General features: G+C 36.5%; 13 protein-coding genes. 2 read left to right on the forward strand and 11 right to left on the reverse strand.

The window, feature by feature from the left end; translation table 11 throughout:
• From ACIQ1E_RS09875 to ACIQ1E_RS09925, 11 genes are all read right to left on the reverse strand, one after another.
• A partial coding sequence (locus tag ACIQ1E_RS09875; RefSeq protein WP_396171028.1) for a hypothetical protein occupies positions 1–772 on the reverse strand: 772 nt, incomplete at its 3' end.
• 90 nt (positions 773–862) lie between these two features.
• Positions 863–2,002: a glycoside hydrolase family 10 protein gene (locus ACIQ1E_RS09880; RefSeq protein ID WP_396171030.1), complete on the reverse strand. Its 1,140-nt coding sequence runs from the start codon at positions 2,000–2,002 to the stop codon at positions 863–865.
• A gap of 61 nt (positions 2,003–2,063) precedes the next feature.
• Positions 2,064–3,884 (reverse strand): hypothetical protein, encoded by a 1,821-nt coding sequence (locus ACIQ1E_RS09885; protein WP_396171032.1) that lies wholly within the window; start codon positions 3,882–3,884, stop codon positions 2,064–2,066.
• A gap of 85 nt (positions 3,885–3,969) precedes the next feature.
• Positions 3,970–5,814 (reverse strand): RagB/SusD family nutrient uptake outer membrane protein, encoded by a 1,845-nt coding sequence (locus ACIQ1E_RS09890; protein WP_396171034.1) that lies wholly within the window; start codon positions 5,812–5,814, stop codon positions 3,970–3,972.
• A gap of 5 nt (positions 5,815–5,819) precedes the next feature.
• The gene (locus ACIQ1E_RS09895; RefSeq protein WP_396171036.1) at positions 5,820–8,840 is read right to left on the reverse strand and encodes a SusC/RagA family TonB-linked outer membrane protein; all 3,021 of its coding nucleotides are present in this window, start codon (positions 8,838–8,840) and stop codon (positions 5,820–5,822) included.
• Positions 8,841–8,875: 35 nt separating this feature from the next.
• Positions 8,876–10,078, reverse strand: coding sequence for an AGE family epimerase/isomerase (locus tag ACIQ1E_RS09900; protein ID WP_396171038.1), 1,203 nt, complete (start codon positions 10,076–10,078; stop codon positions 8,876–8,878).
• A 33-nt stretch (positions 10,079–10,111) separates the two neighbouring features.
• Positions 10,112–10,771 carry a GDSL-type esterase/lipase family protein gene (locus ACIQ1E_RS09905; protein WP_396171040.1) on the reverse strand — a complete coding sequence of 220 codons (660 nt, stop codon included), beginning with the start codon at positions 10,769–10,771 and terminating at the stop codon, positions 10,112–10,114.
• Between the two features lie 19 nt (positions 10,772–10,790).
• Positions 10,791–12,584 (reverse strand): FAD-dependent oxidoreductase, encoded by a 1,794-nt coding sequence (locus ACIQ1E_RS09910; RefSeq protein WP_396171042.1) that lies wholly within the window; start codon positions 12,582–12,584, stop codon positions 10,791–10,793.
• 18 nt (positions 12,585–12,602) lie between these two features.
• Positions 12,603–14,012: a DUF5009 domain-containing protein gene (locus ACIQ1E_RS09915; RefSeq protein ID WP_396171044.1), complete on the reverse strand. Its 1,410-nt coding sequence runs from the start codon at positions 14,010–14,012 to the stop codon at positions 12,603–12,605.
• A 63-nt stretch (positions 14,013–14,075) separates the two neighbouring features.
• Positions 14,076–15,197: a glycoside hydrolase family 10 protein gene (locus ACIQ1E_RS09920; RefSeq protein WP_396171046.1), complete on the reverse strand. Its 1,122-nt coding sequence runs from the start codon at positions 15,195–15,197 to the stop codon at positions 14,076–14,078.
• 100 nt (positions 15,198–15,297) lie between these two features.
• Positions 15,298–16,530, reverse strand: coding sequence for an ROK family protein (locus ACIQ1E_RS09925; protein WP_396171048.1), 1,233 nt, complete (start codon positions 16,528–16,530; stop codon positions 15,298–15,300).
• A gap of 258 nt (positions 16,531–16,788) precedes the next feature.
• Here ACIQ1E_RS09925 and ACIQ1E_RS09930 point away from each other — a divergent pair, with 258 nt between their 5' ends.
• A complete protein-coding gene (locus ACIQ1E_RS09930) occupies positions 16,789–18,123 on the forward strand; it encodes a T9SS type A sorting domain-containing protein (RefSeq protein ID WP_396171050.1) in 1,335 nt (444 codons plus the stop codon).
• Positions 18,124–18,201: 78 nt separating this feature from the next.
• On the forward strand, positions 18,202–20,667 hold the full coding sequence (locus ACIQ1E_RS09935) for a DUF4623 domain-containing protein (RefSeq protein ID WP_396171051.1): 2,466 nt from the start codon (positions 18,202–18,204) through the stop codon (positions 20,665–20,667).
• The last annotated feature ends 416 nt before the right edge of the window (positions 20,668–21,083 follow it).

The following is a 21,083-nucleotide window of genomic DNA, read 5'->3' on the forward strand; positions in this document are numbered from 1 at the left end:
TATGCAAAGAATCAATTTTAAAAAGACCTACAGGCGTATTTCCGTTTGTAATATACATCGGCAAATTAGTAGCAGAGCGCGCTAATTGATTGATTAGAACTAATTGTCCCTTGTCTTTTACTAGAGATCCGTTTTCAGATTGCACAAAAACTTTTCCTGTTTTGTTTCGGTCTTTATGCTGAATAGAATACAAAAACTTGGTTTTTTTATCCCGATTGTAGTGGATAATTTTTTCTAAATCTTTAAGCGAAATCGGATTATAATTGGTTTGCAATTGATTACGCAACGCTTGAATAATAGGATGATTGCTAGTAGTAAATCTAGATTCTAGTAGGTAATCTACCTTTTGGTTGTTCTGCAGTAGATAATTTACTGCAGTAGCAAAAATCTTTTCATTTTCGGATTCATTTTCGGCAATAGCCCGCATTTCATTAATAAACTGGTTTGGGAAACAAGCAAAAACGGATTCAAATACTTTTTGTAAATCGGATTTTGACAATTGCTTGTAATTATTTAACGCTTTTTCTAAAACCGCAAAATTTTGTTTGGAATCATCAATAAGATAAGAAGTTGCCCAAGCATAACTTCCCCAATCGCATTTATTAGTAGTCAAAAACTCCTTTGCTGAAGGGTTGATGATGGAGTCTTTTAGTTTAATCAATAGCCTTTCTCTTGCAGGTTTAGATGCAAATGTGAATGGATTTGTTTGGGAAAATCCCATACAAACACAACCTAAAAAAAAGAATACGATATACGATTTGATCCTGCTCATTTAGCTTATTTTAGAAATAGATTAGACAACTTTTTGAAAGTTGTCTAATCTGATTTACTACAAGAAATTAAAACCCAAAAATGCTGCTAATTACTTTGTTGGATAAATTGTTGTAAAATATGCCGAATTGACTTTCAATCCTTCGTAAAAGAAAAAGGTTTCCCCTCCAACTCCATTGGCTCTATTTTCATTCACCATTTGCGCCACGTAATCGTTGCTAGCATTCCAAGTACCTGCTTGAATCAAAACCCCGGCATAAAATTTATTTTTATCCCCACTATTTTTTATTTGTGTGATTTGAGATTTCAAAGTAGCTGAATATGATGGAAAATCATAACGGTAAACCTGTGGAATGACATAATCACAATATTTTTTGTCCAACCAAGTCGGCCAATCTTGCAAATAGTTTTGTTTTCCCCAAGGCGAAACAGAAGGTGAAGATGAAACGATTACATTCGGTTTTACGGCTTTTACCGCTTTATACAAATCCCCAAGGTAATTCGACAATTTATTGGCTCTCCAATCAATCCAAGCGGTTGTATTTTCATTTGCTGGTGGTGAAGCTCCTCCGTTTTCAGTTTTGTACAATTGCACTGTGTAGTCATCATATCCTCCTTTTACGGGCATAGCTGGCAATCTATCATCGCCTTGCACACCATCAACATTGTATTTTTTTACTACTTCAAGAACCAAAGAAGTCATAAATTTTTGAACATCTGGATTAATACCATTCATCCATCTGAAACCTCCACTAGACACTAAAATTGCTTTACTGGCATCTCTAGCAGCCCAAGCCGGGTATTTATCAAGGATAACATCGGCGCCTGGAACAGTATTATTCCAAGAGGAAAAACCATATTCGAACCAAGCGTGCACTTTAATTTTTTCTTTGTGCGCTTCAGTAATCATTTCGAGTAACGGATCTCTTCCTGCAAAATTTTCAGCAATTGGAATTCCAAATTCAGTTTTCATTATATCACTTGGATACAAAGTTCTTCCCTTGTTCCAAACCACCACAAAAATATCTGTCATTCCTGATTTTTTGCAGGTTTGAACCGTTTCTTTGATGTTGGCAAGTGAATTCAACGCCGATGAAGCGACATTGGTTACCCAAACTCCTTTGATTCCTTTTACCACTTCTGGTTTTGCATTAGGCAATACCGTTGGTGGTGTTTCATAAGTTGTACAAGAAATTACAAGTACAGATAGTAACATTAAAATCTTTTTCATATACTTTTTTTTTAATGAATTAGAGACTATGCCTTTTGCAGCATAGCCTCATATCCTATTTTTATTTTTCTAATTGATACACTGCTAATCGGTCATTTGTTCCGTAAAACAAAACGTGCAGTTTATTATTGATAATTTTAAAGTCAGCGTCAACCGTAATATTACCATTGCCGACTGTCGCACCCGTTATATTCATAATCGGATTTTCTAACGAATACGTATTTGCTGCTGTAAAATCTATAATTCTGAACACGTGTTTTCCTCCAACAAAAGCAACATAAGCGATGTATTTTCTACCTTTATAAGTTATCGTTTCGCAATCTGAAGTTGCTGACCCAGAAACTTTAGCTGTTTCACTTAATGAAGAACCCATCAAATTAACTCCATTGAAATTGACCCCTGTTGCTGCTCCAACAAAACCATCAGCATATGGCTGAACGCTAAAGTAGTTTCCTGCTGCTGTGTAAGGGAATGATCTAGCTACTGGAGTTGGATTTAAAACTCCACCAGTTACTGTCCAAACAAAAACATCTGTTCTTCCGGAGATTGGAACCGTAATTGTTGCGTTACCATCTAATGAACCTGAAATACTGATACCTGCACTTCTTGGAGCGTAGGCTAATGCTAAACTAGTTTGACTGTAAGAAATATAATTTGTTGGCGCTGGATCTGTTATAGAATTCCATTTAATGATAGACAGCATTGTTGTTGCTCCTGCTCCTGCTCCTAATTGTACTCCAAGAATTTTACCGTCGTCATCTGTAGCCAATTTACGGATTCCAGTAACAGCTCCACCATCAAAATTAGTTCCTGTTTTTGCTAATCCATTAAGGTAATTCCCAGCTAAATCATAAGCGTTTATTCCTAAAACCGGAATTGCCCCTGCATTCATAGCATTTGTTGCAATTACAATATTATTTCCGCTCCAACCCGCAGAAGAACCCGCATTGGCAGCAAAATTGAATGAAGCGTGCGATTTTTCTAAAATAGGAGTATTGCTTATTAATGGGTTTCGGATTGTAAACTCGGTTTCAACACCATTTGTCCCAGTGACTTTTACTTTGATCTCTTTCAATAAATCTACATTTGTAGTTTTGAAATTAGGGTCAATTACATTACCAAACCCAACAATCAACTGAATTGTAGCATCTGAGAAATTAGTCAAGTAAGGAACTACTGGTTGAACAATGTTTTTTGCTGCGTCAATAGTTAACATTTCTGAAGTGGTATCTCCGTTTATCACCATACCTTTTATTTGGGCTGGACCCACAGCATCTGAAGTAAAAATAACATCATAACTGTATACAGTTACGCCATCCGCTCCTGTCACTTGTAATTTAAAAGGTGGCTTAGTTGGTGTAATGGTGTAATCCTTTGGTGTTCCATTGATGAAATTTTTCAAAGTACCATTCAAAAAACCATAGGTTACGGCCAAATTAGTGATATCAGTTCCCACTGGAATCTGCACAATAATTGTTGTTTTACCAAAATTTATTTTATCTTTTGATAGCGGTAAACCCACCACGTCCAAACTAACTAACAATGGTGGTGATTGAACAATTAATTTCCAAGTGCTACTCGCTCCATCTTCTCCTTTAATTTGGATGTCAATTGGTTTTGACAAATCTTGTGGAACATTATTTTCAAAATTTACTGCCTGCCCATTGGCTACTAATAATTCTGTTGTGGCGGTCTTTAGATTCACTCCGGGAGGAAGAATCACTTTTGCTTCATTTGTGCCTGCATCTATAATGGTGTATAAAACATTATTGACTCTAACAGCAGCAATTTTTGCTGGTTCAAAGGCACGGTCGTCTCTATAATTCACCTCGCAGGAGGAAAGCATAAATAGACAGAATAGGATGTAAAATGCTTTTTTCATATTTTTAATTTTTATCATTTTTTTATAGGAATCTAAACAATTCTTTTTCAGGAGAAAATTGAATTCTCCTGAAAAACCAACTGTTTTATTGACCGTAGCCGTCGTTTTGAGTTAGCCAAGGGGCTTTGTTTCTTTCTGTTTGTGGTATTGGCCACAAATAAAATTTGTCATCCCAGTTTTTTGGTCTGTCAGCATCTCTTTGACGCAATTTAGCACCGTAGGCAGCATATAAAGCTAAATCATTCAAGTCTCTTGCTGAACCAGGAGTGCCATAGGTAGGCACCATATCTGGCGTTACTTGCGTGTAGCCGTCAGGGTAGGTGTTTGTGGCAGCATTAACTCCAGTAGCAATAGGAAAACCATAGGTTTTTTCGGCATTTTCCAACGCCCCAGTTCTCCATCGTCTCATATCAAAGAAATGCAATCCTGATTCTCTAGCTAGTTCAACTTTTCGTTCTCTACGCACTAATTGTCTTAATTTTACAGGATCAGCCAATAAAGTAGCTGGCATTCCTGCTCTGAATCGTACTTCATTGATGGCACTTCTTACGCTACCATCTATTTGATTTAATTCAATTTTGGCTTCGGCATACATCAACAAAATTTCAGCATAGCGCATCAACAAAATGTTATAAGTAGGCTCTGATACAATTTCGTCATCGAAAAAGTTGTATTTTTTCCACAAGTAACCCACTCCACTTTGAATATACCCAAACTGAGCTACAGATCCAGTATAATCTAGATTGGAAATAAGTGTAGAATTTCCTGCTGCGTCAAAAGATAAAGTTTGAGGTCGGTACAACTCCATTACAATATTTAATTTCACTCCACCACTATTGGCAATAATTCTATCTTTGTGGGTATAGATTGACATTTTCAATCGAGGATCTCTATTGGCAAAGGGATTTTTAGGATCATAACCTGAACCTACTTCGTCAATTCTTTTTCCGTTAGCCATTTCATAGGTATCTACTAATAACTGCGTTGGAAAACGTCCGGATTGACCACCAACTGTTCTTGCCATTTCTCCAAAGGATTGATAATGGTATTTTCTAGAGGCTTGATCTGAATAGGCAATTCCTAAAATATTTTCTTTTTTGGATGCCGCAGTCAATTGACCAGATCTGGTAAACAAATCATTAAAATTAGGATTCAAAGATCTTCCTGACTCGGTAATAATTCGTTGTGCTGTTTTAGCCGCAATGTCAAAATAAATCGCCGCCTTAGCTGCATCTTTGGTTCCCGCTTTTCCAAAACCCTCTTTGTACCAAGATCCCGCATAAAGTGCCATTCTTGCTTTTAGACCCAAAGCAAAAGATTTGTCGATTCTTCCTAATTCATTAGTTTGCCAAGGCAAAAAGGTGCTTGCTTCTTCTAAATCATTCATTATATAATCTACAATCTCGTTCCAAGGTTTTCTAGTGGCGCTTCTTTGTTCTTCGGCAGTTACTGATTTTGTAAAGAAAGGAACATCGCCATACAAAGACGTAAGATAGTGATAATGCATTGCTCTGACTACTTTTACTTCGGCCACATATTGTTTTGCTTTATCGCTTAACCCATCAATGTAAGGAGCCGAACCGTCTAAAACAGTGTTACTTCTACCTATCCCGGTGTAAAACCTTGCCCATTGTCCTTCGACAACAAAGCTAGATTCAAGTTGTATATTACCAACACCAATACTACTATTGTCAGATCGTTCAATTCCCATTGGGGTGTACATATCATAAAGTGTACAAAAAGGAAGTAGGCTGCTTTCCATATACATACTTTGATACACACCATTGGTTCCCTGCCTAATTGCAGCTTCGTTATTGTAAAAATTAGAAGATAAATATTCACTCAATGGTTCTTTATCTAAATAATCCTGACAAGAGGCAAAGCCTGCTAAAAGGCTTAATCCCAGTATAATTTTTTTAATTGATTTCATTTCATTTAAAATTTAAAGTTAGCACCAAATGTGTAAGTCTGCATAATTGGGTAAAATTCCCCACCAAGGGCTCCACCGTAGTTTACTTCAGGATCATATCCACTGTAGAAATTACTAATGGTAAATAAATTCTGTCCACTGAGGTACAAACGAACTCCGTCCAATTTAGTTTTGTCTAAAAATGATTTTGGTAAACTATACCCCAGAACCACGTTTTTTAATCGTAAATAAGCTCCGTCTTGCACCCATTTGTCTGAAGTGACAAAATTATCTGCTGAATTCGCCTCTGGAACTAAGATAGGATATTCGGCATTTGGATTGTCTGGTGTCCAAGAATCCAATTGATGTGTAAAAATATTCGAACCATTAAAGAATGGTCTTACACCTATCCCACTCATCACTACACTGCGTTCTCCCACTCCCTGAAAAAATACCGTTAAATCAAAATTACTATAATTTCCAGTTAAATTCAATCCGTATTCAAAATGAGGAAACGGATCACCTAAATACACTTTATCACTCTCTCCAATTATAGTTGGATTTAGCCCGCTTGGATCTGTTTTAACATATTTTACATACCCAGGTTTAGCAGAATTAGACAATCTTGGAGAATTGGCCACATCATTGGCATCTGCGTAATACCCATTAGTAACATAACCCCAAATACCTCTCGTAGGATAACCTACTGTTAATGATCTGTCAGGATAAGCACCATACAATCTAGTAACTTCGTTTTCATTATTACTCAATGTACCCGTAATTCCAAATTTGAATTTTCCAATATTCCCATTATAAGTCAATGTAGTTTCGAACCCTTTATTTTGCATATCACCTGCGTTCGAAAAAGTAGCATTTAATCCCGTATAATAAGGAACTGGATATACCAACAACATATCATAAACATCTTTTATATAATAATCAAAAGTTGCAGATAATTTTCTGTTGAAAAACGAAACGTCTAAACCAAAGTTGATTTGTTGTGACTTTTCCCAAGTAATATCAGAATTTGAGAGTGTAGTTTGCGCCACACCTGAAGCCAACTGTTTGTCAATCCAATAGCTGTATCCCGTATCTATCGTAGAAGCGTACGGATAATTTCCTATATCCTGATTTCCTAAAAGTCCATAAGAAGCTCTAAACTTTAAGAAGCTCACATAGTCCTTTATTGACTCCATAAAATTCTCTCTGCTCACTACCCAACCCGCAGAAACCGATGGGAAGAATCCCCATTTTTGACCGTCAACAAAACGAGAAGAACCATCATAACGACCAGTAGCTTCAAAAAGATATTTGTCATCATAATCATAATTAAATCTACCATAAAAAGAAGCCATTGACCAGTCTGATGCGCCACCCGTTGCTGTTGCTGTTTTTGCATCCCCATTATCTAAATAATAGCGATCCAATTCAAATAATGTTCTTGAAGCGCCAAAATTGGAATTTAAATTGTCCTCAATTTGCGTACCTACTTGTATTTTTGTTTTGTGTAAATCAAAATCTTTTGCATAAGAAGCTTGTCCTCTGAAAAAATTTCGTACTGTTTGAGCCCAAGTTTCACTAACTCCATCAGTACCCGGAAAAGACCCTTGAAAAACGCCCCGCAATGAGGTGTTATATGGGTTTGTAATGAAAGTACCTCTAGACTCCGTTTTTCTGTAGCTATACTGTGCTAAGAGTTCTAAGTCCTTTACTGGAGTTGCTGTAAGCGTAGCATTAAATAACAATTCCGGTCTTTTAATAACGTCCCTTCCCGAATCTTCAGCACTTGCTACCGGGTTATCCCCGTTTTTGCCGTAACCCCAATAGCCATCTAATTCGCGTACCGCTGATAAAGTAGGCAACAAATACAATGATTTATTAATAATTGCTTTTGGAGAAGAAATACCTGGTGTCAGTTGAGTGGATTCTCTGTACGAAATCTCGTTTGAAAATTTCAACCAGCTGTTTAGCATTGCATCAGTATTCACGCGAATGTTAATACGTTTAAAATTATTGGTTTCGATTAATCCACCTTGATCCAAGGCAGAAATTGCGCCATAATATTTGAATTCTTTACTGCCACCAGAAAGAGCCAAACTATAATTGGTCATTAACGCTGTATCATTTATCGTTTCTTCTGCCCAATCGGTATCATATCGGTTCCAATTATCCGGTTTGTACAATCTTTGATCTGCAATTGCTTGCTCTCTAGCTGCTCTCTGATCTGGCGGAGTCACAATTCCAGCATTGTCTAATGAATTTAATTCAGCTTGAAGAAAATCGGCAGCTCTCACCACTTTTGGCATATTAGTTGGGGCTTGGATGGTTGAATACATATCGAAAGATAATTTAAGCTTTCCGTCTTTTCCTCTTTTGGTCGTAATCAAAACTACCCCGTTCGATGCTCTAGAACCATAAATTGAAGCAGATGCAGCATCTTTCAATACCGAAACAGATTCTACCGCATTCATATCAACTTGGTTCATATCCATTTCGATTCCATCGACTAAAACCAACGGAAAAGTATTGGAATTGAAAGAGCCTATACCTCTAATTCGAATATTCGATCCGTCAGCGCCTGGCTCACCAGAAGTTTGTTGTACTGTAACCCCAGCGATTGTCCCTTGCAATGCAGTAGATAAAGAAGCAACAGAACGTTTGTTCAGGTCCGCTCCTTTAACCATACCAACAGCGCCCGTTAATGTAGCTTTCTTTTGAGTACCATATCCTACAACGACTACCTCCTGCATCTCGATACTACTCGATTGCATTTTGACATTTACAACAGTTTTGCCAGCTACTGGAACAACCATATTGTTGAATCCAATAAAGCTAACAGTCAAAGACACTGCGTTTGCTGGAATTGCCATTTGAAAATTCCCATCCATATCCGTCGATGCCCCAGTTTTAGTTCCTGTAAGAACGACACTTGCTCCTGGAAGTGGTAATCCATCAGAATCTAAAACTGTTCCTTTTATTTGTTTTGTTTGTGCCTCTACCGCTAGAGAAAACAAACACAACAGTAAAAATAGAATTCCTCTTTTCATAATTGATTTATTTAATTGATTTATATTTAGTTAATTTATTCTAATGTTTTCCATAATTGGTACAGTCCTCGAGGCACGTGAAAGCATCCTTTCCATTTTCCACCTTTGGCTTCTAGTAAAGGTTTTCCTTCTCGGGTTAAATAGCCAAACCATTCGCCTTGAAACTCTTGGTCTCGGAAATGATTCCAAGTGTAATCGTGTAATTTCAAAAACCATTCTTTACATTTTGGATTTCCTGTTAATTTGTAGGCTTTGGCAAAAGAAATCATCGTTTCGATATGTACCCACCACAATTTTTGATTCCATTGCAGCTCTTGCATTGGGTGTCCTTTGATGTCTAAGAAATAGTAAATTCCGCCAAACTCATTATCCCAACCAAACTCTGTGGTGCGAATTAAAATTTCCTCACACTGTTTAATCAAAGCTGGATTATTATAACGCACCGCCAAATCCATCAAAAACCACATCGATTCATTGCCGTGACCGGGATTGATTTGTCTTCCCTCGAAACTATCGCAAAGTTGACCATCGGGATAAATGTTTTCCATAATAATGCCGTGTTCTTTGTTCAAGAAATTAGTCATTATATCTTCGATAAGTGGTGGCACCATTCTATCTACATTTTCTTTGCCTATTACGTCCTCTAAAAGTAATGAAAGATTGCATAATATCATTGGAAGCGAGAAATTTTTTAAATCTCGTGTGCCTGGATGCGCTTTACTCCATTTCCCTTTTGGATTGTCTTTTCTGGCAATAATGTTATTGTAAGTGGCTACAGCTACTTCTTTATGCTCGGAATTGTTCGTCGCTTTATACAATTCGCCAAAAGCCATAGCGGCAAAACAATCGGAGAAAATATTGTAGGGTTCAATCAAAGGTTCTCCTTTTTGATTGAGCGAAAAATACCAATTCCCTTGAGCATCCCTTCCGTTTTTCAACATGAATTTGGCTCCGTGAAGTGCAACATCAAGCCATTCTTGCTTTTTCTCTACTTTGTTGTACAGCATAGCAAATAGCCAAACTTGCCTGCCTTGTAACCACATAAACTTATCCGTATCATATACTTTTGCTTGTCTATCTAAACAAGTGAAGAAGCCACCAAAATCTTTATCAAGCGAATTCTTTTCCCAAAACGGAACGATTTGTTCTAACAATTCTTTCTGATACAATTTTGCGTACTGAGATAAATCATCGATTTTGTGATGTTCCTGTTTGATCTCATTTTCAATTTTCAACATTGATGCTTTGTATTTAAAATTAATAATCTGCTGCTATATGTATTTTTTAATCAGTGAGGCCCATAAAAGGTAACCACTTCCTAAAAGATGCAATCCGTCGTTTGTATACTGTTTACTCATCTTTCCTTGCTCGTCTAAAAAGGCCGGAAAAATATTTAGAAAAACCACTTCATTCGCTTTTGCCAACTTTTCTAATTCTAGATTCACTTCTTTGATAATGTGCATTTTGCCTTGATGGTTTTTGAATGTATCGAAGGCATCGTTTGTTGGCAAAATACTTTGAATATAAACCGTTGTTTTTGGGCTTTCCGTTTTAATTTTGGTTATAATCCCTTGATAATTAGTCAAAATAATACTTTTGTCGATTTTCAATGAAATGTCATTGATTCCTATCAATATGAATATTTTCTTAGGTTTCCTTTTTACAATTTCATCCATTCTATCTAGAACCCCTAAGGTAATATCACCAGAAATCCCTCTGTTCTTGATGCGTTTATTCGGAAAAAGTTCCTCCCAATTGGCACAATTGGTGATGCTATTTCCCAACATGATAATCTCATTTTTTTCGATTGGCATTGCCTCAAAAAAAGAGCGTCTTTGATCATAAAAATAATTATGAAAATTTTGCTTCGTTTCCTGAGCAAAAAGACCGATAAAAAGAGTCGAAAAAAACAGAACAATTACTTTTACCATTATAAAAAAACTACTAATATTATTTAAGATTACCTGAAAAATCGATATCCATAGCAAATGGATTTAGACTTTGCTCGATTAGTTTTGCCAATTCTCTTTTGGTCAGCACCTTATCCGAAAATTTCGATTTTTTGCTCAACTTCCCTCCTGCTTGTGCCAATAATTTGGCAGCTAACTTTTCGGTAACTAAGTCTTGTTTTAGGACTATTTTATTTTTGCTATCAAACTGATTCAAACCTTCGGTAAATTCTTGAACAGAAATCGTTGCATTTGGCGAAAACCAAGTTCTATTTGCCCATTTATAGCTTTCGCCTTTGGTTTTTAGGATTCCAGTTGCAGTAATTTTTTGAATCGTTTCAAAATCTGGTTCCGTAGGTTTCACATCGAATAGCGGCATAATAAAAGCTTTTTGATCTAAAAGTGATTGTTGCACTTTACGAATAGCAACTTCTCGAACTTCTTTCTTGTCTTTTGTTGCGATTGCCGCCAAAGTTCCAGCGGCTTGGCCTGTCAACAATACCACTGGTTGCAAACGGGTAGCACCATTGATTAGATTTGAAACTGAAATGGCTTTGTCGGAAACTACCAATCCGTTTACTTTTTCAGGAATCAAAGCCCCTAAAGGAATCGAATAGGATGGCACAGGCGGAAAACCTAAATCTGGGGCATCAGGGTTTTGTTTGTGATGATGATCGACTGGGTAATCGCCAACTGAAATACCTGTTTTATAAAATGCTTCCTTCTGGTTATAAGGTTCCGCAACATGATTATAAGTAAAAAATGAAATTCCTTTTAGTCTTCTACCTTCACGATGGTAAGGTGCATAGGCTAATAAATCGGTAGTTTTGAACTCATCATCAGCCAATCCGAGATGTTTAAATCCTAACTCATTTTGAATATAATAAACAAATTGCAAGGTGTAATTTCTAGCTTTGAGCAGCTCTCTATTGCGATCCTCTCTTGATAGTTCGACTACATTCAAATAAACATCATTCCCTTTCGTAGGCCAATTGATCATATATTTATTGTTGGGTAATTTACCATAGTCCAACATTTTGTTGCAATCAATTTTGATATTATCAACCGTTTCAACACAAGACCCTTTAAAATTAATTGGATTATAATTGCTAGGTTTGGCAATAGTTTTATCAGCATTAGGACCAAAATCTTTCAAAATGGCAACCCAAGTCAAATCTTGCACAATACCATTGGTTTGTTGTGGCGCATTGGCTTCGTTGGTTTCAGTTTTAGAATCCATTCCGAGACGGTAATCAGCTCCAGCCATTTTCAGGCTCTCGCCAATGTCTGTTGCATCAATAGTCACTTTTGCGGTTACTTCAAGGGATTTACCTTCTTCGTTTTTGAAAACAGCTCCTTTGACTAAATTTCCAACTTTTATAATGTCAGTAATAAAGTAACCGTGGATAATTTCTAAGTTTTTTTCCTTTGAAGCGATTGTATTGAAAATCTTATTCCCAACCGATGGCTCAAAAAGGGTGTTGCTTACCCAACCAGTTTCCAATGCTTGCGCACCTCCATAATGGGTTCTCAAAGCTTCTCTAAACTCATTCCAAATGCCTGATGGCAGATTGTTATTCCCATCACAAGCGCCAACTCCTTGAGAAGTAAACATACCACCAATCCAAGGGGTTTCTTCAACAATAAGCGTCTTAACTCCAAGTCGTGCTGCTGTAATACCCGCCGATGTTCCGCTAGTTGAACCTCCGATGATTAAAACATCGACCTCTTTCTTAGTGTTATTCTGAGAATAACCTATCAGGACTAAAAAAAATACTAGAATATTAATTTTCATATTAAAGTTTTTGTCATTTTAAGTTCTCCAAAACCATTTGATTTTAGAGAAATAGATTGTTAATAGAATGGCTAATGTGGTCAGAATCACTCCTTGTAAAAAGCCCATAAAAGCGCTTGTTTTAAAAACATCAAAATAATTGCTAATGGTCAACAAGGCCAAAATTGGCATCACCACTAAAGCGGTTGCGACATAAGCAATCATTGGATTTTGCCCCGCCAAAACCAAAAATTTGGTCGATTTAATACATTGGAAATAATCACATACTACTGAAAAGAAAAGTATGGCAAAAAAAGCCAAACCGGAGGTTACAAAGTAGTAACTGTAGGTAGATTGATCCTTTCTGATGCCACCTTCGTAGGCTTCTAAAACTAAGCCAAGCACTAAACAATACGCACCAATAAAGAAAAGTTTATTCCAAAAAACACCAAAATTTGTGGTGTTCGATTTCAAAATAGAATAACTGCTCACCAATAAAATTAGTGTAACCAAAACATTGAGTTCGAGCTGACGTGTATAAAGGAAAATAACATTGCTTACTATCAGTGCCAATGATGTTAAAGCAATTAAGTAAACATTAGAATTTGATTTTTCAGATACTTTATCGGTAGCCGAATTGATCCATTCGTAAAGATATTCACCAGCAAGACTTCCCGGAATAACGATAAAAAGATATTTGAGATAATAAAAAGTGTACGCCCAAGGAACTGGAGTAAAATCATAAACCGTTTTTACCCAACCCGGATTGGCAGCAGCCAAAAATACTGCCATTACAAAAGGAAGTACCAACAATCGGTAGGATGGTTTTTTATAAGTAAAAATATAAATTACACTGGCAAAAAAGGCCATATTTGCCAACACGATAATAATAATATCACTAAAATAAATATCGAAAGCGGTAGTTTTCTTTCCGCTATATTCCAAATTATACATAATGATAAAACCAATTAGGAAGGCAGTAAGCTTTACTCCCCAGGTGCCATATTTGTAGTTTCTAAAGACTGGAATGATATCATTGACAAACATTAGAAACATCAAACCAAAGGCAAAAAGTGAGAGGAAACAAGCAGTCGTATCCATTGCACTATTAATTACAAAAGGTTTCATGTGCTGAAAAAAGACAGCAAAAAATACCAATTGCAAGGCTCTAACAAATGATTCCCAGCATAGTTTGAATTTATTTTCGCCTTTGTCTAATTTACTACCCAATGAAAACGGAAAAGCGGCACCCATAGCAAATAGGAAAAATGGGAAAACCAAATCGACCCAAGTAATACCATAAATAGAAGGATCAAATGAGGCATTTGGTGGAACTTGAGCATGAGCCATCCAAGCAGGCAAATGAGTGAGATTCATTTGACCTGATAAAATCATGCCAATGATTGCAATCCCACGTAATGCATCTAATGCTAAAGCTCTTTTTTTCATTTACAATAACTATTAATCACTCCCTTATCTTGTCCAATCCAAATTCTGGCGATACTACTGAAACTATTTTTTGATATATTCTTTTGAAAAATAGTCCGGAAACGCTTTCAGTCCTTCATAAAAAAAGAAGGACTCCCCTTGAATACCCAATTTTCGGTTGGTTTCGATCATCGCTTTTAGGAATTCTGGACTTGGATTTACTCCGTTGACCTGTAGTAAAACCCCGGAAAAGAATTTGTTTTTTTGATTTTCTGGAAGATAATTCAATTGCGCTTGAAGAGTACTCGTATAGCTTTCGATAGTTTTTCGATAGACTTGCGGAATGACATAATCACAATAGCCTTTTTCTAACCAAGTTGGCCAATCCTGAAGATATTCTTCTTTGGCCCAAGGATGAATACTTGGTGCCATACTCACAATCATTTTGGGTTTGACTGCTTTTACCTCTTTATACAATTCCCCTAAGAAATCAGTTAATTTATTGGCTCTCCAGGTGAGCCAATCAGGATTTATATAATCATTTGGTGGAAGATTTCCTTGATGCTCTTTTTGGTATAATTTTACGGTGTAGGCATCATAACCTCCTAGCGAAGGCATAGCTGGTAACCTATCGTCACCTTGTATACCATCGACATCATAATTTTGAACCACTTCAAGAACTAGCGATTTTACAAAGTTTTGGACTTCAGGATCCATCGCATTCATCCATTCAAAACCGTTTTTAGAAACCAAATTGCCTTTGTTGTCGATAGCTTTCCAATCTGGGAACTTTTTTAGAATGGCACCACCATTTTCGCCATAAGAGGAGGCGAAACCAAACTCAAACCAAGCGTGAACTCGCAAACCTGCTTTGTGTCCTTCTTCAATCATTTCTTGTAATGGATCTCTACTTCCGAAACGCTCCATAATAGGTAGATTGAAAATAGATTTCATGATTTTACTTTGGTACAAAGTTCTACCTCTATTCCAAGTAACCACATAAATATCGGTAATACCTGATTTTTTGCAAAGAGCGACGGTTTCGGTGATTTTTTCCCTTGAATCAAGAGCAGTCGAAGCTACATTGGTAACCCAAACCCCCTTAATTCCATCAGCAGAAGGAGTGTTTGATACAAAACCTTTTGTAGTGTTACAAGAAAGTAGCAGCACAAGGGATAAAGAAAAGAAAAGACATTTGTTCAACATAAAATTTATATCGTTATAATTAAGGAATAACAAATATATAAATTTTTACTAACAAACTAATAATTAATAAATATTTTTATTAACTAATTGAAAATAATTACTATCTATTTAATAAAGGAGAGAGCATTTTTTCTTTGACGATGCAGCAAGCCCCAATAACACCGGCTCTGCGTCCCAAAGTAGATTTTTTGAGTTTCATATCCCGATTGACCAATCCTAAGGAATGTTTTTTCAAAGCTGCTTGAATTGGTAGGAGCACATAATCTCCAAGACCTGCAAAATCACCACCAATAACCAACAAATCAGGATTGAATATATTGAGCAAAATAGACAAATACCGTCCTATTTTTTCGCTTTGTTTAGTCACCAAATCCACGCACAAACTGTCCTCTAACTTGACAACTCCATCAATAATAACATGGTGTTGCAGGCCTACTAGATTTTCATCAATACTTACATTGGATTGCTTGCCCTGACTAACGGCTTCTTGAAATTGTTTCACCAATGACCAGCCTGAAATTTCAGTTTCCAAACAACCTAATTTACCACATTGACACATGATTTCATTATTGAAGATGGTACTGTGACCAAACTCCCCAGAATAACCCGACTTTCCATAGTACAGTTTACCATCTGTAATCATTCCGATGGCCACTCCCCAACTATAATTCAAAAATATTATATTCTGTTCGTGATCAACAACACCTTCCCTATATTCCCCAAAAGCCATTGCTCTTGTATCGTTTTCCAAATGAACTGGAATACCTAACTGTTCAGCAATAATTTCTGTTAAAGGTCTGTTTTCACTATAAAAATAATTGTAACTAAATCCTTCCATCGAATTAATTCGACCCGAAAAGTTGATACAAACTCCTACAATCATACTTTTTTCGACAGAACTATCTTCTATAAATGAATTGAGAATTTCACAAAACTCCATTAATGATTCTTGGGTGTTATTCAAAATAAAGGAAGTCCCCATTTCGATGCTCACAAATTCATTTTTTATATTTTGCAAACCGATCGACATATTAGCTAAACCAACTTCGACTCCCATAAAATAGGCGCAAGTAGGATTGATGCTATATAAGGAAGGACGTCTTCCGCCGCTATTGGTCACTTTTCCCATATCGATCATATAGCCTTCGGCCAATAATTCATTAACCGCTTTGGTCACTGTAGGCACACTTGATTGTAGTTCCGAACTCAATTCGGTTATCGTAGCATTTCCGCTAGAAAGCAACCTCTTAATAATGGTTTGCCTAAGCATATGCCATTTTTGATCCGAAAGACTTTTGTCAATACTATTATCTAATAAATCTTTTAAATTCATTTTATGTATACCTTTAAAAATTATCAACCTAAAAACACAAACCTACTAAAACCATTTTAGAAATACCAATTCAATACTAACAATAGTAGCAAATTTTATTAAATTATTTATCAAAAATAATCAAAAAAAACTTATATAAACAGAAAATAGGATATATTTTTTATTTTTTTTAATATTAATACTATATATAATAAATTAATTTATTATCTTTAGCGACTATTAAACAATTATATTAATTAACATAAAAAATCAACCGTTATGAAAAAAATTTACTTAGCATTATTATTGGCAAGTTTCTGCATAGGAAACGCGCAAATTAATTGGAGAAGATCGAGCGCAAATGGCAATTATCCAACTTGGATGGGAACCGGAGCAACACTCAATACCGAAAGAGGTATGGGAGCGCTAAACGACAAAATGTATGTAGTTTCCAGATTTTCAGGAACAAAGATTAAAGTCATTAATGGTGTTGACGGAACCGATTTGCCAGAAATTGCTAACTATACTGGTGTTACCGGTGGTACTTTTGCGTTAAACGATGTAGAAGTTAGTGCTAATGGAGCTATTTTAGCTTGTAATTTACAGGCAAATGCTTATGCAAATCCAGCCACACCTGGCTCTACATTTACGATTTATAAATGGGACAATGAAACCGCTGCTCCTTCAATTTACGCTACTTATGTAGCACCATCTGCTGCAGAACATGTTCGTTTAGGAGATAATTTTTCGGTAACTGGTGACATTTCAGGGAATGCTGTAATTTTTGCTGCCGGCAGAATTGGAACCACAACTGGTTATAGAGTAATTCGATGGATTGTTACTGGAGGAGTACTTGGTGCACCTACCGCTATCACCATTCCCGCTTTAACTGCTCCAACCTCACTTATATCAGCTACTCCATTAACTATAGATGCTAATCCTGCATTTTTATTAAAAGCTAGTGGCAATACTTTAACGAAACACAATGCTGACGGAACTTTAGCTGGAGAAACTATCGCTAACGCTGTTATACCATTATCTGCAAATGATACAAGATATTTTGAGGTAGGAGTAAAGAAATATGTAGCTTCTTATTTATATGGTGGCACAAACGAATATGTCAAATTAGTTGATGTAACTGACGGTTTAGCTTTAGCTTCAACTGTCGCCTTGACACCTACACTAGGTGCTATTGCCAATGGAAATGGAAGTGGAGGTTTAGGACTAAAAGTAGAGCCAGATCTAGTAGATGGTACCGCGAACACAATCACTATTTATACTTTAGGTTGTAATAACGGTATCAGCGGTACCACTCTTGTTAAGGATGGTTTAACAGTAGTTTTAGGAAACAATGATTTTTCGGCTGCAGAAGCTCATAAAGCTACTAAAATTTTCCCAAATCCTGCCAGAAATGAATTTTACATTGCTATAGATACTGATATCGATAAAGACGCTCAAGCCTTTATTTATGACATTCAAGGAAGACAAGTAAAATCGGCTAAGATCCAAGAAAATGTTCAAACCATCGACATTCAAGACTTGAATGCCGGAGAGTATTTAGTGAAAGTTGTCAATGGCAAAAACAATAATACTGCCAAATTATTAAAAAAATAAACCTGTACTTGTAATGAAATGAGGCTATTCGAAAGGATAGCCTTATTTTTTACTTTTTGAAATTAATCAATACTATCGATGAAAAAAATTATTTCATTTTTGCTGTTTTTAAATGTATTTACCATTTCAGCTCAAAACATAACGTGGACAAACGTTTCTGCAAGCTACAATATGCCTAATGGTGTCCAAGTGTTTTCGGGCGAAGATGCAAGCATTCCGTTAAAGGTAAAATACATTGATATTGATCTAAATACAACCGATTTAGAGGTATCGCCAGTATTAGGAACGCCAACCAACGCTAAAAATTGGGCGACCAAATTAGGAGCAATTGCTGTAATGAATGGTGGCTATTTTAGTGGGAGCAGTTCGTTTTCTGCGATAATAAACAACACGGTAGAAGCAAAGAATATTGCAGCTTTGAACAGAAGCGGTGTCGATTATCCTGTAACCAGAGGTTTTTTTGGTTTCAATACCGATGGTACTATGGCTGTCAATTGGATTTACCATTTTGGCAATGCTAAAACTGATGTGTACCGATATGCAACACCGACTCCAAATGCCAATGGCACACCTGCACCTACTCCAACCCAAGCCGAAGGAACGCAATGGACCAATTTAGCCAAAGGGATGGGCGCTGGACCTGTGTTAATCAAAAACGGAACTATTGTAGATACCTACGATGAAGAAGTTTTTTGGGGTTCAGGAGTTTCAAATACAGGTTTAGACCCAAGATCGTCGATAGGATATACCGCTAATAAACACCTCATTCTACTTGTGGCCGACGGAAGACAACCCGGAGTTTCAGCTGGTGCTTCTTTACCGCAAATGGCCAACATACTTTATAATTTAGGTTGTGTCGAAGCATTAAATTGCGACGGTGGAGGTTCTACGCAATTGGCCACTCAGGATACATTTATAAACACACCTTCTGAATCGTATCGTTCCATTCCTTCAGTTTGGGCGATTTATAAGTTAGCTAATTTAGAAACTCCAAATCCGCTTAAACCGGTAGATGCATCCACAACGCAAGCCAATCCGGTAAATATAACTTGGAATATGCCAACTGAAACGGGTTGCACCTATAGAATTCAAATTGCAACTTCTAAAGTAGATTGGAACAAAAACGTTGGTTTCACTCCAAGTACAACAACAAACAGTGTGGTATTAGTAAATGAAACGAACACAACAGGAAGTTATAATTTTTCTAATCTAACATTAGGAAACACTTACTATTGGACCGTTGTGGCTTACAAAAACGGTGTGCAAAAATCCAATTATACCGAACCAAGAAGTTTTATTTATTCGAATACTATTGAAGTCGGTTGGAAAAGAGCATCCTCAGAAAACACAAGACCCGTTTGGTTTGGAACTGATCTCGAAAGAGGCTTGGCTTACGCCAATAACAAAATATATGTAACTTCCAGAAATGGTGGAGTAAAAGTCAAAATTCTGAACTTTATTGACGGAACCGATGCAGGAGAATTACCAGTTACAGGAATTGCAGGAGGAACTCATGTTATAAGCGATATTGAAGGAAGCGGAAACGGAATGTTATTGGGTTGCAATATGACCCTTTCAACTGGCAGCGACAATTTTAAAGTATACAAATGGGAAAACGATACTGCAACTCCAGCATTATATATTGAATATGCCTCCCCATCTAACCTACGACTGGGCGACAAATTCACATTGGTTGGAGACATTTCTAAAAACGCCGTAATTTTGGCTGCTGCATCTAGTGGAACAAAAGTGGTCCGATGGCTTGTGGTCAATGGTGTTTTACAAACCCCAACTGAAATTACGCTGCCCGCCGCTATGGGCACTTCGCCTTGCGTTACAGCAACCGGAACCACTGCCGACAGTGATTTAATCGTAAATTCGCAAACCAAAAATGTTATTCTTTACAGTAGTGCGGGCGTGAATAAAGGTAGTTTAGCCAACGCAATTGTCGATACGGATAGTAACGCTACTAAATATTTTGAATTGAATGGTAAAAAATATTTAGCTGTTTTTCAAAGCAAACAAACCGCAAACAGCCCTCTTGGAAATAATTGCCGAATTGTTGACATTACAGATGGTTTTGCTACAGCAACAATTGTAAGCACGACCGATAGATTAGGCAATGAAATCAATGGAAATGCCACAGGTGACATCGATGTACGATTTAGCACTTCACCTCTATCCTTATCAGCGATCACTTTGGCTACCAATAATGGAATCAGTGCTAAGAAGATATTTGGAGACATCGTTGCAGGTGGAGATTCGAATAATTCTTTAAAAATTGAACAAAATAGCCTTTCAGAAAGTAATAGTTTTAGAATATTCCCAAATCCTGTAGCCTCCGAGCTAAACCTATCAATCATAGAAGAATTAGATTCAAATTGCACTGCCGCTATTTACTCCTTAGAAGGGAAGTTAATACTACAGAAGCCAATCATAAAAAATAATCAAGTGATAAAAGTTGATTCCCTGTCCAAGGGGATTTACATTATTAAAATCCAAAATGGAAAAAAACAATATCAAACTAAATTGATTAAATCATAAGCGATGTTTTTTCGATGGAAAACAACAAGATCTAGACAAATTGCATTCATACTTAACAAAAGATTAGTTTGAAAAATAGTATTGGGGTTATTCGCAAGAATAGCCTCATTTTTTTCTTCAAAATTTTCGAGCAATTCGACCAAAAAAAAATAATCGTCTCACTTATAAGACTCGGAAGGCTCAAAAACCCGATAACTTAAAATCATATTGCATTATAAATCAATATTTTATACTTTCTAAATCTAAACAAATACCATTTGCAAGTTCGATCAAAAACCACGGCAAACCCATCTTTTCAGTACACAATAATACTTGGTCGTTTTTAGGCTCGTTATTAAAATGATAACAATATCATAAAAACTATTACAGAAGCATTATTTTAAATTATTTTTGTTTCAAATAACATGTCTTTACGT

This window comes from Flavobacterium sp. (genome assembly GCF_044348915.1).
Taxonomy (GTDB): domain Bacteria; phylum Bacteroidota; class Bacteroidia; order Flavobacteriales; family Flavobacteriaceae; genus Flavobacterium.